We start from the raw sequence: 13,697 nt of genomic DNA, 5'->3' as shown, positions 1-13,697 counted from the left end.
GGCTTTTCACCTTCGCGCACTCGCTCCAACGCCATCATGCGGATTTCTTCCAGGGTTCGATGGTCAAGTTGTCGGCCCGTCGCGTTTCATGCCGATAGCATACACCAACGCCGCAACAATGTCGCCTATAGTTCTGACCTATGAGTAAGTCCACGTTCATGAGATCAAGCCTGTTAATCTGGATGGATCATGATGTCCATGGTTTCGTCGCCATCCTCGAACGGACCGAGAAAGCCGTTGTCCTCTACCAGCTTCACGCCACACAGGCAGACGTCGCCGCCGATCACGGCGAGCGCAACCGGCTCAAGGGCTCTTCCGTTACAGGGGCCATCGATGCAAAACCCGCTGTCGATCTCGAAGATCGCTCCGTGCCGGCCGCACCTGAGAAAAGCGCGGTCGGGCGAGAAGAACTCGCCCGCACGGATGTTGAGCCAGACGCCGTCATGTGGGCAGCGGTTGACATAGCCGTGATAATCATTGCCAACGGTCCGAACCACAACAATCGGAAACGGCCGACTCTCACCGCTCTCGTCGATCCGTGACAGGCTAAAGCCCCTCGCGCTGCCCCGCTCGATTGCATCGGCGGGGCAGACGGCGAACACATCAATCTCTCGGCTGCCCATGTCGCGCTGCTCCCCTTGCTCATGCGCCGTATTTTCCTGCGCGAAAGACATCGACGGCGGTACCGGTCAACCGAAGGACGCTAATTCCACCGACCAGCTCCTTGTAGGCATCGACGGCCCGCTGAGAACATCAAATTGCATTGAGCTTCTCATTGTCTTCCCGCACCACCCTCAAGAGTTCCTCGCGGCCTTGCCGGACGAACAGGCCGGAGCATCCGCGTGTGGTCTGCCCCTGCATTTGTCCGGAAGTGCGATCTCCGGGTTCTGCAGCACCGCCAAAAGTGACGTGGCGTGAATGACGTCGATTATCTTGTCCCACAGTGAGCCTGTGCATGTCGACATTCAAGCCTGCCTTGCGCCTCGCATTGATAACTCCTCGTTGCTAATAAATTGCTGCGCCAGCGCCGATGTTGATGGATGCGTCCTTCATCGTCTCCACGATGAACTCGATCTGCTCGTCGGTGAGGTGGCTGTGAAACGGCAGTGCTAGGGCGCGATCGGCGATCTTTTCCGCAACCCGGAAATCGCCATGACGATAGCCAAGTGCGAAATAATGCCGCTGCAGATGCAAGGGATAGCAATAAGCAGCGGCCTCGACCTGCTCGATGCGGAGGTCAACGACAATGGCGTCGCGGCTGGATCGCGTGAAGCGCGTTCCGAGATGGACGAGATAAAGAAACCAGTTCACCTCGGTCACATCGGGACCGACATAGGGAGGCTTGATACCCTCAAAGGATTGCATATGCGCGTTGTAGAGCTGTTCGGCGAGCCGGCGCCGCTCCAGGATTTCCTCGAGGCGCTTCAGCTGCGCAAGGCCCAGCGCGGCTGTGAGATCGCTCATGCCGGCCTGGTGGGGCGCTGCGCTGCTGACGACAACGGAGGAGCGCTCATCCAGCCGATGCGCGCGATGGCGGCGCAAGCCAACGGCCATGTCGATGTCGTCGGTCACCACCATGCCGCCTTCGCCGCAGGTCAGGGCCAGTGGCTGGGCGAAGTCGAACACGGCGATATCGCCAAAGCGGCCGACGAGTTCGCCCTTGTATCGCGATCCGATCGCTTCGGTTGAATCCTCCAGGAGCGGCAATTGATGGCGCTGCGCGATCGCGCGCAGCTCCGACCATGGCGCCGGATGGCCATTGGGGTTGCCACCAATGATCGCCCGCGTGTTGGCCGTGACACGCTCTTCGACCTTCGCCGGAGCCAAGGCTCCCGACCAATAGTCGACGTCGGCAAATACGGCCCTCGCGCCCACGAGACTGATAGCATGCACTACCTCGCGAAACGAATAAGGCGAGGCAATCACCTCCTGCCCGGGTCCGATGCCGAGCGCTTTTAGTGCAAGCAGAAGCCCGATGGTGCCGCTGGGGACGGCAACGGCATATTTGCGCCCAAGGTAGGCGGCGAAGGCTTTCTCGAAGGCCTCGGTGATGGGCCCATTGGAGACTCGTGGCGAACACAGCAGCGCTTCCACGGCGGAGAGCTCGGCGGAGGTGATATCGGGATCTGAGAGCGGAATGAAGGATAAATCGGCCTCGAGCGCGTCCGTGCCATCGTCGCGATGCCCTACCAGTCCAAGGGCGATCACCGTCCGATCCTCCTTGCCGCCAGCAGGATGCCAATCGCCCGCACCGGATCGGCCGTGATCTCTAGGCAGCGATCGCAGCCATCGATCAGATGCAGATCGAAATTCGGAAGACTCCGGAATGGTCGCTCCGTCACGTCAGAGGCATCACAGCGTGTCACGGCGAGGTGCGGAAAGCGACGCCGCAACTCGAGAACCGGATCTGCATCAGCCTGCGCCGCCGCGAGCACCCGTTCGATTTCGATCAATTCGTCTGCGCCAAGCGCCATCGCGTCTCCCATATAATTGGACCCTAAATAAGCTTCATAGCCAGAACAGCCGCTCGGGATCTGTGTTCAAATCTTCGATCGCCGAGGTCAGCCGGTGGTAAATGCTATAAAACTCCCAGATTCCGTTTGCGTGGTTCTTGCGAAACAGCTTCCACATGCCGCATACCATGTCGTAGTGGATCAGCGCGACATCGATAAGGCCGCCATCGGCGTCGATATTGCGAGAGCAGCAGGGACTCTCGATCAGATAGCCACCCCTCACCGCCTTCACATGTGGCGAGACATAGCGATAGCGCTTGCGCGCGCTTAAGGCGCGCTCGATCCGCTTGCAATCGAGCTCGTTCGGGTGAGGGATCATCCTGACCGCTACCTTTCTCATCACCGCGGCATTCATCGCCAAAGACCCCCCTCATAGCACTGTGACTTCTTCTTCAAGACAGCCGACGACCATCCGCTCGCCGAACTCGACGAGATAGATTGGCACGTTGCCTTCCCTATGCCTGCCGACCCGCACGATCTCGCCGATCCCTCTGGCGCCGATCAGGAGTCCATCGGCCGGTGCATTGGGAAACGAGCCATCATTGATGAGGTCGACCGCTGCCTTGACGCGCTGGCCCCATTGGTATGTCGGCAGTCTCGAGGCGATCATGGGCCGGCCTCTTCAGGCAACGGCAGGTCCAAAAGCTCATCGCGCCCCACCTCCGGCTCGAGCTCTTTGCGCTTCATGCCGACGCGGTTGCCGCTTTCGAGAAATTGAACGCCATAGATGTAGAACTGCTGCAGGAAAGTGCCGATTGAGACGACGTAACCCACCTCCCCCTTTTTGACGAGGATCTCGCCGATCTCCTTGCCGGCATATGTTCCGTCATTGCGGATGGTACGGCTGGCCCGCACCTTTTCGCCAAAGCTGAAGAGAGGCGGCCCGGTCAACTCGACCACCTCGCTGTCGCGAACGACGTTGCTCATGTCCCACTCTCTCTCGGTCGTTCGGGCCGGATGGCCTCGCGCGCGCGGGCGACTTCCTGCACCATCGAGTCCTCGTCTTTGGTCAATTCCGCTAGCTCGGCCGCCGTGACGCGGCTTGCCACCTCATAGCGGACGCGCCAATCCGGATCGCGGCGCAGCATGCTGAGCGAATCCGCACACAGCCGCCGTGCGATCTCGAGGCGCACAGTGCCATCGGGATCATTGACCATGCCGAGCAGCCACTCATTGGGAACGCGGATCGCAACCACGCGGCGCACCTCGGGTTCGTCATCGCTCATGAGACGCCCAAGCAGCGCCGGCGCGATCCGGCTCGCCACCACCAGGCGGACGTGATAGTCCTGGTCCGAGATCATCGGCGCCAGCTCCTCGCCATCCAGCAAGGTCGCAACCCGCATCCTCACCTCCCGATGAGGATCGTTGCGCAGCCGCAGCACAAAGCGCTTGGGCAGGCGCCGCGCGGCGTTCCAGCGCACGGTTGCCTCAGCATCGTCGAGCAGCATCGGCAGCAGAAACACGCTGGCGTGGTTGGCTGCGATCGCGCGCACCTCAAAATGCGGATGGGTGATGTAGGCGTCGGCCAGCGCCGGATTCCAGTTGAAGAAGCGGTCGATGCGGCGAGCATAGCGGTCGTTGACGCAGGCGTGCATCAAGCGGCAGCCGCCGCTGGCCCTGAGCCCGATATGAGTGCAGGTGCCGCAGTCGACCTCGTTGTCCAGCCAGTCGCGGGCCTTATCGATGTCAATCGTCATCGTCCTGACCCATCCGCTGCAGCACGTCCAGGCGCACCCTGGCGCCGATCTTGTCGGTCGGGTCGAGCTGCACGAGCTTGCTGGCGGCCGCGCGGCCTTCATCCAGATTGCCGAGCCGCAGCTGCAGGTACGCGTAGGCTTTTAGCGAAAATAAATAGAAGCGCGGCAGGATGTTCTCGTAGCAATCGAAAGCTGCCTCGCCCGCGCTGACCCGCCGCCAATCGTCAGCGAGACCGTTTTCGCGCGCTGCCTTGGAGATACAGAGCTTTGCCACCTCCAACGCCTCAGCCAAGCGACCTTTGTAGAAATAGAAGCGGTAGATTCCGATCAGGACGGCGGTGTGGCCCGGCGCTAGCGCCTGCGCTTCGTGCAGGTGCCTTTCCGCGATCGCATCCACGTGATAGAGGAGCCCGGCCTGCCACAGATGATCCTCGGCTTCGCGCGGCAGGCCTTCGCCGAGTAGCGTGCGCGCAATCAGCGCCCCTTCGCTCCCGGACAGCGGATTGCCGGCCCCAGCGAGGTTCATTGGCAGCTTTCCTGTTCTAATGGGCAGCCTTTGCGGTGTCGCTGGAGCAGCACACCTGCTTCTTGGAAGATCGGCCCGCTCTGCGCAGCAGTGTCGGTCAAATCGATCGTGACACCGCCAAGCATTAGCGGCTCCCGAATTGAGGCAATCTTAGCCTGTTCCGCTCGAGGCCTTGCTGAGCGGGCCGAGGTGCCGGCGCAACACCTGTCTTGGCGGACAAATCCAAGCAACCACCGCCTGTAACGGCGAGGCGGAAGCTGAGGCCAGCGGTGCGCAGCGCGAAAATCGCGAGTTTTTCAGCGCTGGGCGCCAGCGTAAAGGTCATGGGATCGGCCCCTATTTACGCGCGCGCCTGGTAGCGCGGCAACGAGGTGTCCAAGACGCAGGTGTTATCGACCGGGCACACCGCGACGCATTGCGGCTCGTCAAAATGGCCGACGCACTCGGTGCATTTTTTCGGGTCGATGACGAACGTTCCGCCTTTCTCCGAGATTGCGACATTGGGACATTCGGGCTCGCAAGCCGAGCAGCTCGTGCATTGCGAGGCGATGATCTTGAACGGCATTGACCTTCCCCCTTAGGCGGCCGAAATCAGTGCGCCCTGGCGGATCGCCGCCTCGCCCCGCTCGGTATGCTGGATTTCGCCGCTTTGCACCTTCTCCAGATAGGACTTGAACCAGGCGATCGCTGATTTTTCGATGAACTCATGGGCGTATTGGTCGACTGGCTCGATCCCGGCCTTCAACAGATTGCTTTTCGGACAGCCGCCGATCTTGGCCACGAATACCGCATGGCAGTCGTTGATGGCGCTGACGATAGTGGCAAGGCGCTCCTCCTCGCCATAGCCGCCCCGGCAATAGTGATCGACGCGGCGATGGCCGACGAATTTGGCGCCCGTCGTGGAGAGTTCGTACACCTGGAACTCTTTGGCGTGACCGAAATGCTCGTTGATGACGCCCGCGCCCTTCGTCGCCACAGCAACCATGGGCTTGATGTCACTCATTTTGCTGGCAAGCTCGACGAGCTCTTCCTGCTTGCCAGCAAGCTTGGCAACGCGCTCCTGCTCGATCTTGGCTTGATAGGCCTTGCGCATCGGCAAGTCATATTTGACGTCCATGGCCATAACCTTCTCGGTAGTGAACTCCGCGCTGCGGTCCTCGCCGAGCAAGCCGACAGCGTCGGCGCGGCACTGCCGGCAGTGCCGCATCAGGTTCATCTCGCCCTCGCAGGCATCCTGCAGTGCCTTTAATTCCTGCGCGGTTGGCCCCCGCTGCCCGTTGAGACCGAACACCGTGCCGTGCTCGGGCGCGGAGATCAGCGGCATTATGTTGTGCAGGAACGCGCCGCGCGATTTGACCGCCTTGTTGACTTTGACCAGATGCTGATCGTTAATACCCGGGATCATCACCGAATTGATCTTGCAGAGGATGCCCCGCTCGGTGAGCATCTCGAGGCCTTTCAGCTGGCGCTCGTTGAGGATCTTTGCGGCTTCTAGGCCGGTGTAGCGCTTGTGGTTGTAGAAAATCCACGGATAGATTTTGGCGCCGATTTCGGGATCGACCATGTTGATGGTGATGGTGACATGATCGATCTTGAAGCGGGCGATCGTGTCGACATGGTCGGGTAGCATCAGGCCGTTGGTCGACAGGCACAGCTTGATGTCGGGAGCAGCCTTGGCCACCAGCTCGAACGTCTTGAACGTCTTTTTCGGATTGGCCAGGGGATCGCCGGGCCCCGCGATGCCGAGCACAGTCATCTGTGGAATTGTGGAGGCGACCGCCAGCACCTTTTTCGCCGCCTGCTCCGGCGTTAGTTTTTCGCTCACCACGCCCGGGCGCGATTCATTAGCGCAATCATATTTACGATTGCAGTAATTGCACTGCATGTTGCAGGCAGGCGCGACCGCAACATGCATGCGGGCGTAATGATGATGCGCTGCTTCGCTGTAGCAGGGGTGGTTCTTGACCTTCTCCCAGATCTCGGTCGGCAGATCACCCTGGCCGGCCTGCGAGCCGCAGCTTGCCTTGCCCCTGCCGGACCTCCCGCAGCCCTTGCGCGCGGCGATCTGCATGACCGTGCCAATGTCGACCGCGCTCCCTGCCGAGCTTGCTTCGTCCGGCGCTGATACGTTCATCCTTCCATTCTCCCTGCAGCGGAAACTGAAAAGAAGATTTGCAACTCGCGTGCCATGGCCGGACTTGCGAGCAATTTTGATCTAGGTCAAAAGCTGAGCCGCTTACCGCCCTCTGCCTTGAAAGCGACGGCCTTCTGCACGACATTAGCAATGTTAGAAGTGTGACAGGCGTCTCGATCCTGACACAGAGATGAACGTACTCATTCCCTGGCGCGAACGAAAGACAACTCGCGTGCGCCGGCACGCGAGCAACATCGACACCCGTATACCGGTCTGTCAGCCGGCGAGCAGGATCTCGATCGCGCGCGGGAGCGGGATCGCAAGCGGCGTCAGGCCCTGTTCGACCAGAAAACGCAGTTCATTCCTGGACAGCACATCCGGCTCCACGATGGCGTAATGAACACCGGCCGAGCGCTTGGTGAGCTGCCGCGCATAAGTTCGCAGCAGCTGATCGTTGAATCGGCAGCCGATGAAGAGAAGGCTTCGGCCACTGCGCCGCTCTTTCACCACATCGGGGATCGGCGTCTGAATGTCGATCTCGGTCAGGACCTCGACATAGTCGGCGTCAGAGATCAGGAAGTTCCTTGCGGGCAACACGCCGCCGTGCGGCTTATAGAGGACCGTGCTCCAGCTCTGCGCCGCATCATGGTCGACCTCTCTGCCCGCTGCATCATAGAAGCGATACCAGCGGTCCTCGCCGAGGCCGGCGCGGGTGATACCCTGCACCTCACCCCATCCCTCGCGCCTGCCAAGCGCCGCCCGCATCGCACCGTCATACCAGGTATCGACGATGACAGGCAGGGGCAGCGCGGCGAGATGATGATGCAGCGGCGTCGGCTCGACCGGTGCCGCAAAGGCCAGCGCCATCAACGCCGTCACGGTGGAGCGATGCTTGTTGCTCTCGATGTGCTGCGCAGACGCCCAGATGTTGCCCTTGGCCCGGCGCGGCAGCGCGACCTTGCTGGCGAAGAAAGCAGCCAAGGCGTCCGGCGTCATCGGCGCATCCGGTTTGGACACATCAGCGAGGCCAGGTCCGAGATAGGGAACAATGCTGGCGGCACGCAGCCTCCTCGCTATGTCAGTGAGAATCGCCTCCGCATCGGCCGCATTGACGAAGTCGATTTGCGCCATCGCCTTCATCGGCCGTCGCCGTCCTCGCCACGCTTCCTTGCATTGATCGTGATCGGCAGCCGCGTGTCGCTTGCCATCTCGGGTAGATCGAGCACCCAGCCATTGCCTATTCTGATCCAGCCACCCCACAGCGTCTCGCGCTCCGATTCCACAATCGGCTCCTCGAGATCTTTTTTCGGCACATAGATCGACAGGCCCTCCGGAGAGCGGCGGATCATGACTTTCATGAGATCAACTCGTGCATTGGGGCGAAGCGCTGGCGGGATTGGGAGGCTCTTGTGACATGGCACGCAGGTTGGCGAGGATGCCCGACAGTACGCGGACGACCTGATCGACTTCATCGGCCGTAGTTTCACGCGAGAGGGAAAAGCGCACCGCGCCGCGCAGGCTCCTTGCCGGCACGTTCATGGCGCGCAGCACATGCGATGGCTCCATTGACCCCGAGTTGCAAGCTGATCCGAGCGAAGCGGCAATGCCCGCTCGGTTGAGATGGTGGACGATTGCTTCGCCTTCGAGATCTTCGAAGGCGATGTTGGCTATGTTCGGCAGGCGGTTGCTGACATCACCGAGCGCGATGCAGTGGCCGGTGTGCAAAATCGCCTGCTCCAGGCGATCGCGCAACGCGGCAATGCGAACACGCTCCGGCTCGAGCCCCTCTGCGGCAAGCTCTGCAGCTTTTCCAAGACCGATGATGCCGGGGATGTTCTCGGTTCCGCCGCGGCGCCGTCGCTCCTGTGCTCCACCCCAGATCAGCGGCCTGAATTTCGTGCCTTGTCGCAAATAAAGCGCGCCGATGCCCTTGGGGCCGTGCAGCTTGTGCGCGGATAGCGAGAGCATGTCGATAGCACTGTCCTTCAGGTCGATGGGCAGCCTGCCTATGGCCTGCACCGCATCGGTGTGAAACAGCGCACCTGCCGCACGCGCCAACCCGGCCAGAAACTCCACCGGGAAAATCGTGCCGGTCTCGTTGTTGGCCCACATAACGGACGCAATCGCCGTACGTGGTCCAAGCACCCAGCGAAACGCCTCGAGGTCGAGGCGGCCGCGCGAATCCACCGGGATCACATGCGTCTTGATGCCCGTTATCGCCAATTGCTCGACCAGCGTGAGGATAGCGGAATGCTCGACGGAGGTGGTGACGATCTCGTCGCGCCCTTGCTCGGTCGCGAGCGCAGAAAGGATGGCGGCGTTGTTGGACTCGGTCCCGCCGGAAGTGAAGATGATCTCATGATCGTGGGCGGCTCCCAGCAAACTCTGCAGGCTGCGGCGTGCCTTAGCCACCGCGCCCGCAACCTCGCTGCCGAAGGCGTGGGTGGACGAGGCATTACCGAACCGCTCCGTGAAGAACGGCAACATGGCTTGCAAGACACACGGATCCGTCCGCGTGGTGGCATTGTTGTCGAGATAGATCGGCACAAACGCCTCGCTCAATGGCGCGGATTGGCGACGCCGGCGACCGGGATCAGGCGAACGAATTCGCCGAGCCTTTGGATCAGCCGCGCCTGAATGCCTTCTGGCGTCGCGCTTGAAAGCTTGCAGAGCACGCAGGCACCGGTCAGCTTGACCGTGATCTTGCTGCCGTCGATCCCAACCAGCTGACAGTCTCCCCCGTCGCGTTGCAGATTGGGCCGAATCTCCTCGATCACGGCACGAATGAGTTGCTCGCGATCGGTCTCAACAACCGATGTTTGCTTCAGCTGTTCCGGTTCGACCAGCATGCTTTGATTTCTCTTTTCATCTGTTAAAGGATTTGCCGCAGGAGCAGCTCGAGCTCGCATTCGGGTTGTCGAAGGTGAAGCCCGAGCCCTCCAGCGCCACGACGAAATCGATCGTCGTGCCGGCGAGGTGCTCGTGGCTCTTATTGTCGACGAACACCTTGATGCCGTCGCGCTCGATCACGGTGTCGTCGGGCTTTGCCTCGTCGGCGAGGCCCATCTTGTATTTGAACCCGTCGCAGCCGCCGGCCTCGACCATGATGCGCAGGCCGCTCGTCGGCTGCGCCGAAGCCGAGATCGCGCTCTTGAGCGCGTTCACTGCATTGTCCGTCAGATTGATCATAGCTCACCGTTCATTTGCCCGCATCGGTTGCCTTGCGCATTGGCAAGTCGCATGCCAGCGCGCCAGAACTTGATAACGCTCGACTTTTTTTCAAATCGGCCTGCTGGCTTTGCAACGCGTGTCGGGTTCCTGACATGGCTGATGAGCGGTCGCGGCGCGATTGGGTGTTTCTTTTATGGATTCCACCAGTGAAGCGTTCCTCACGCGGCGGCAAACAATTTGCATCGCGTCTGCCGCCGGGGTGTCCGGCCATTGTCTTGGATCGAGGGATGATTTTTCATGACTGCAATCGAGAACACCGCGCTCGGCCGCTTGGAGAAGGAGGGCCGCCTGCTCAATGCCATATTCAAGGGTGGCACCACCAAACCGGGCCGGTTCGGGTTTCGCGGCGATATTGCGCTGCAATTCCAGGCCCAGGTCGCGGACGAGAAGCGGCCGCCCCACTATTCGATCGAACAGGTACTGACGGTCGTGCACGAAGGCGAAAGTACCATTCCGGCCCTGGCCGGCTATCTGCACTGCTTCGCTTATCTTGCCGATGTCGCAAACGTCCTTGAGGGTGCGCTAAGCCCTGACGGCAGCTACTTCATGTTTTGCAACAACATAGACCTGTTGGCGAAATACCGAGTCAAGCTCGGTGATATCACCTTCAACGTGCTGCCGTGCGATGAATCCACCGTTTGGAAGGAGATGATGGACCTGGTCGGGGTCGACAAGAATGACATCAAGAAGCTCGATGCGCCCGGCAAGCTCGACTACCTGCTCGACGCGGCCACGAATGTCGATGCGTCCTATGACGAGATTTCTTACGAAGACGGGCTGAAGAGGATGGAGCCCGTGAAAAACCGCAACGAGAACCGGCCGGTCTGAGCGCCGGCTTCAGCTTTCCCCAGAGGAATTCTCCTCCTCGACAAGCCGCACGCCGGTCACGCAGATATCGCCGTCCAGCACCGTCAACGCGACCGGCGTGAGACTGCTGCCCTTGCATGGGCCGTCGACGCAGCGGCCGGTGCCGAGCTCGAAGGTAGAGCCATGCTTGCCGCACATCAGCCGGATGCCGCGGGGATCGAAAAACTGGTTGCGTTCCCAGTCCAGATTGACGCCATTGTGCGGGCATTTGTTGAGATATGCAAACACCCGCTTGCCCCAGCGCACCACGACAATGGGCCACGGCCTATGGCTGCCGTTTTCGTCGACGATCATGAGGTGGAACCCCATGGCGCGCTGGCTTGGAATATCGTTGAAGCCGCAGATCGCATAGGCGGTATTGGGCTGCGTCCGCAGCTCGTTCATGACAAGACAACCTTCAATTGATCATCCTGCGATCAACCCTGCAAGAATCGCGCAAAGTACCAGATGGCCGCCCCAGCCTTTCTTGGGAGTCCGGGGCGCTGTCGCAAGACCACAACTAATTGCGACCGGTGCACGATCGACGGATTCGCGCTGTGCGGCCGTCCGAAGGTGGAGGTCACACGTTCGAATCGTGTCGCGTGCGCCACTTGCGAACAAAACTGGGCACTCCAGAAGGAGCAGTTCCCCCATGACGAGCCGCCCCAGAACCGTCTTCCGGCCAATGATCCGGATCTCCGCATCATCCACCTCCACCTGATAGATCACGGATCGGATATAGGCACGCCGGAACGGCGTCTCGCCCGTGAGGACATTAGCCCGCATGGCGTCGGTGAAGGCGGCAATTTTTTCTTCCGTAATCTTGGTGTCAGGGCGCATCTCGGCAACGGCCCGGTCGAACGCGACCTGCGCGATGTCCCGCTCTGTCTTTACCGCGGCGATCATCGTCCGGTCCGCGCCCACGATCGAGCAGGCCCGCCGTTCCGACAGGCTCATGACGGCCTGCAGATGCGCCACCGCAGCGCGCTTGGCGGTGGGCCCTACCATTTTTTTGAAAGCAACTCGCGAAGGGCGGCCGCATCGAGCATCTGCTCCGCCAGAAGCTTCTTCAGCTTCGCGTTCTCCTCTTTTAAGGCCCTCAGCCGCTTGGCCTCAGAGACGTCCATGCCGCCGAATTTGGCTTTCCAATTGTAGATCGTCGCCTCGGAAACACCGTGCTTGCGAGCCAGGTCGGCCGTCTTCGCTCCAGCCTCATGCTCCTTCAATACCGCGATAATCTGCTCTTCCGTGAACCTTGCTCGCTTCATTCGTCCGTCCTTCTGCGGGCCGGACTCTAACTCCTTCTGGAGGAAACGCGCAGTGGCAGGTCACAGTATCTGGTCTTCATCGACGCCTACGCCCGCGTGCATCGCCGGCCATCTGCCGAGTGAGAGATGCAACGGCACTTCGGGGTATCCCCGCCTTCCGTTCACCAGATGGTATTGATCCTCTAACGCGCGGGCCTCATCAGGCGCCAGCCCGGCTTGCTCCGCAGCATCGAAGTGCTGGTCCCTCTCGAGCAGCTACCCGCGTTGGAATCTCGAACCAATCAATCAAAACCTCTGGTCTAGCCGCAGGACCTGCAGCATCAGCCTCGTGGCGGAGGGTATCGAGACAACCAACCAGCTCGAATATTGCGCCAGATCGATTGCGACGAAGTTCACGCTACCTGATCGGCCGGCCGGTGCCAGCCGCCCAGGTTGCGGCCTGCTCGATGCGAAGAAAACGCACGCGGCGTAGCGTAGGCGGGCCAGGCGAGTGAGCTATGTCGCATCCGCCCGATGCAGCGTGTCGACCGTGATCGTGCCGCGGGCGCGCGAGACGCAGGCGCAGATCTTTCGGTTTTCGCGCTTCTGGTGATCGCTGAAGAAGACATCGCGATGGTCGATCTCGCCGTCGAAGGCGACGACGTCGATGGCGCAAACGCCGCACTCGCCCCGGCGACAATCGCTCATCACCTCGTGGCCGGCGTCGTTGAGCACCTCGAGCAGCGAGCGGTCGCGCGGGATCTCGATCTCGGTGCCTTCGTCCTTGAGCCGCACCCGGAACGCTTGGGTCGGCAGCAGGCCGCTCGAGCCGAAAGTCTCGTAACGGAAGTCATCGAGCGCACGGCCGGCACCGCACCATGCATGCCGCGCGGCGTCCAACATCCGCATTGGACCGCAGCACAGCGCCATGGTCTCCGCCGGAAGCGAGGCGAACAGCGCGTCCAGGTCGAGACGGCGGCCCTCGTCGCCGGCGAGGACGATAAGGCGATCATCGAGCAGAGCCTTAAGCGCATCAAGATAAGCCGCGTCATTGCGCGAGCGCACAGCATAATGCAGCGTGACGTCGGCGCCGCGGCGGGCCAGCGCCTGCGCAGCACCGACGATCGGCGTGACACCAATGCCGCCCGCGATCAAGCAATAATGCTGCCTCGTCCAGTCGAGGTGAACCAGCGAGCTCGGCAGGGTAATGCTGATCCGCGCGCCTGGCGCCAGCGACCACATATAGCGTGAGCCGCCGCGCGAATCCGCTGCGCGGCGGACGGCAATCCGATAGCCCAACCGATCGGCTTCGCCGACAAGTGAATAAGAACGCGTCTGCGGCCGACCGTCGATGCTGACGCCGACCTCGACGTGACTGCCGAACGGATAGGAGGCGATCGCAATGCCGTCCGGGCGCAGCAGGAATTCACGAATGCTAGGCGTGAGGTCACGCGTGGCGACGACAGTTGCTTGTGTCCAGGTTTCGATGAAGCGCATCGGAGT

At 61.2% G+C, this 13,697-nt stretch carries 18 protein-coding genes and 1 pseudogene; 1 reads left to right on the top strand and 18 read right to left on the bottom strand.

What is annotated here, in order from left to right; all coding sequences use genetic code 11:
* Nucleotides 1-173: 173 nt before the first annotated feature.
* From AC5ZG5_RS34540 to AC5ZG5_RS34470, 15 genes are all read right to left on the bottom strand, one after another.
* The gene (locus AC5ZG5_RS34540; RefSeq protein WP_456645361.1) at nucleotides 174-623 is read right to left on the bottom strand and encodes a Rieske (2Fe-2S) protein; all 450 of its coding nucleotides are present in this window, start codon (nucleotides 621-623) and stop codon (nucleotides 174-176) included.
* Nucleotides 624-1,005: 382 nt separating this feature from the next.
* Nucleotides 1,006-2,193 (bottom strand): DegT/DnrJ/EryC1/StrS family aminotransferase, encoded by a 1,188-nt coding sequence (locus AC5ZG5_RS34535; protein WP_456645415.1) that lies wholly within the window; start codon nucleotides 2,191-2,193, stop codon nucleotides 1,006-1,008.
* A gap of 11 nt (nucleotides 2,194-2,204) precedes the next feature.
* Entirely contained in the window at nucleotides 2,205-2,474 is a 270-nt protein-coding gene (locus AC5ZG5_RS34530) for a DUF6129 family protein (RefSeq protein WP_456645362.1), read from the bottom strand.
* Between the two features lie 34 nt (nucleotides 2,475-2,508).
* The gene (locus tag AC5ZG5_RS34525; RefSeq protein WP_456645416.1) at nucleotides 2,509-2,868 is read right to left on the bottom strand and encodes a DUF3024 domain-containing protein; all 360 of its coding nucleotides are present in this window, start codon (nucleotides 2,866-2,868) and stop codon (nucleotides 2,509-2,511) included.
* A gap of 15 nt (nucleotides 2,869-2,883) precedes the next feature.
* Nucleotides 2,884-3,123, bottom strand: coding sequence for a nitrogen fixation protein NifZ (locus AC5ZG5_RS34520; RefSeq protein WP_456645363.1), 240 nt, complete (start codon nucleotides 3,121-3,123; stop codon nucleotides 2,884-2,886).
* Nucleotides 3,120-3,440, bottom strand: coding sequence for a nitrogen fixation protein NifZ (locus AC5ZG5_RS34515; protein WP_456645364.1), 321 nt, complete (start codon nucleotides 3,438-3,440; stop codon nucleotides 3,120-3,122). Before AC5ZG5_RS34515 ends, AC5ZG5_RS34520 begins: the two co-directional genes overlap by 4 nt.
* The gene (locus AC5ZG5_RS34510) at nucleotides 3,437-4,210 is read right to left on the bottom strand and encodes a 4Fe4S-binding leucine-rich repeat protein (protein WP_456645365.1); all 774 of its coding nucleotides are present in this window, start codon (nucleotides 4,208-4,210) and stop codon (nucleotides 3,437-3,439) included. The genes AC5ZG5_RS34515 and AC5ZG5_RS34510 overlap by 4 nt, the downstream gene beginning before the upstream one ends.
* Entirely contained in the window at nucleotides 4,200-4,736 is a 537-nt protein-coding gene (locus tag AC5ZG5_RS34505; RefSeq protein ID WP_456645366.1) for a tetratricopeptide repeat protein, read from the bottom strand. The genes AC5ZG5_RS34510 and AC5ZG5_RS34505 overlap by 11 nt, the downstream gene beginning before the upstream one ends.
* Before the next feature lie 340 nt (nucleotides 4,737-5,076).
* Nucleotides 5,077-5,301, bottom strand: a complete 225-nt coding sequence (locus AC5ZG5_RS34500; RefSeq protein WP_028169012.1) for a YfhL family 4Fe-4S dicluster ferredoxin — start codon at nucleotides 5,299-5,301, stop codon at nucleotides 5,077-5,079.
* Between the two features lie 12 nt (nucleotides 5,302-5,313).
* Nucleotides 5,314-6,870 carry a nitrogenase cofactor biosynthesis protein NifB gene (gene nifB, locus AC5ZG5_RS34495; RefSeq protein WP_456645367.1) on the bottom strand — a complete coding sequence of 519 codons (1,557 nt, stop codon included), beginning with the start codon at nucleotides 6,868-6,870 and terminating at the stop codon, nucleotides 5,314-5,316.
* 276 nt (nucleotides 6,871-7,146) lie between these two features.
* Nucleotides 7,147-8,010: an SIR2 family NAD-dependent protein deacylase gene (locus AC5ZG5_RS34490; protein ID WP_456645368.1), complete on the bottom strand. Its 864-nt coding sequence runs from the start codon at nucleotides 8,008-8,010 to the stop codon at nucleotides 7,147-7,149.
* Nucleotides 8,007-8,228: a putative nitrogen fixation protein NifT gene (nifT, locus tag AC5ZG5_RS34485; protein WP_456645369.1), complete on the bottom strand. Its 222-nt coding sequence runs from the start codon at nucleotides 8,226-8,228 to the stop codon at nucleotides 8,007-8,009. Before nifT ends, AC5ZG5_RS34490 begins: the two co-directional genes overlap by 4 nt.
* 4 nt (nucleotides 8,229-8,232) lie before the next feature.
* Nucleotides 8,233-9,432 carry a cysteine desulfurase NifS gene (gene nifS / locus AC5ZG5_RS34480; RefSeq protein ID WP_456645370.1) on the bottom strand — a complete coding sequence of 400 codons (1,200 nt, stop codon included), beginning with the start codon at nucleotides 9,430-9,432 and terminating at the stop codon, nucleotides 8,233-8,235.
* Entirely contained in the window at nucleotides 9,429-9,719 is a 291-nt protein-coding gene (locus AC5ZG5_RS34475) for a NifU family protein (RefSeq protein ID WP_456645417.1), read from the bottom strand. The genes nifS and AC5ZG5_RS34475 overlap by 4 nt, the downstream gene beginning before the upstream one ends.
* Before the next feature lie 16 nt (nucleotides 9,720-9,735).
* Nucleotides 9,736-10,059, bottom strand: a complete 324-nt coding sequence (locus AC5ZG5_RS34470) for a HesB/IscA family protein (RefSeq protein WP_456645371.1) — start codon at nucleotides 10,057-10,059, stop codon at nucleotides 9,736-9,738.
* 279 nt (nucleotides 10,060-10,338) lie between these two features.
* On the opposite strand from AC5ZG5_RS34470, the gene AC5ZG5_RS34465 reads away from it, so the two are divergent.
* Complete coding sequence (locus tag AC5ZG5_RS34465; protein WP_456645372.1) at nucleotides 10,339-10,929, top strand: hypothetical protein; 591 nt, start codon at nucleotides 10,339-10,341, stop codon at nucleotides 10,927-10,929.
* A gap of 9 nt (nucleotides 10,930-10,938) precedes the next feature.
* On the opposite strand, the gene AC5ZG5_RS34460 is transcribed toward AC5ZG5_RS34465, so the two are convergent.
* From AC5ZG5_RS34460 to AC5ZG5_RS34450, 3 genes and pseudogenes are all read right to left on the bottom strand, one after another.
* A complete protein-coding gene (locus tag AC5ZG5_RS34460) occupies nucleotides 10,939-11,352 on the bottom strand; it encodes a Rieske (2Fe-2S) protein (RefSeq protein ID WP_456645373.1) in 414 nt (137 codons plus the stop codon).
* 495 nt (nucleotides 11,353-11,847) lie between these two features.
* Nucleotides 11,848-12,215, bottom strand: a pseudogene (locus tag AC5ZG5_RS34455) (transposase); the annotation flags it as partial.
* 495 nt (nucleotides 12,216-12,710) lie between these two features.
* On the bottom strand, nucleotides 12,711-13,691 hold the full coding sequence (locus AC5ZG5_RS34450; protein WP_456645374.1) for a PDR/VanB family oxidoreductase: 981 nt from the start codon (nucleotides 13,689-13,691) through the stop codon (nucleotides 12,711-12,713).
* Nucleotides 13,692-13,697 lie beyond the last annotated feature (6 nt).

It is taken from the genome of Bradyrhizobium sp. Ses1 (assembly GCF_059512365.1).
The sequence above is the reverse complement of the archived record's forward strand: the minus strand, read 5'-3'. Positions and strand labels throughout refer to the sequence as shown.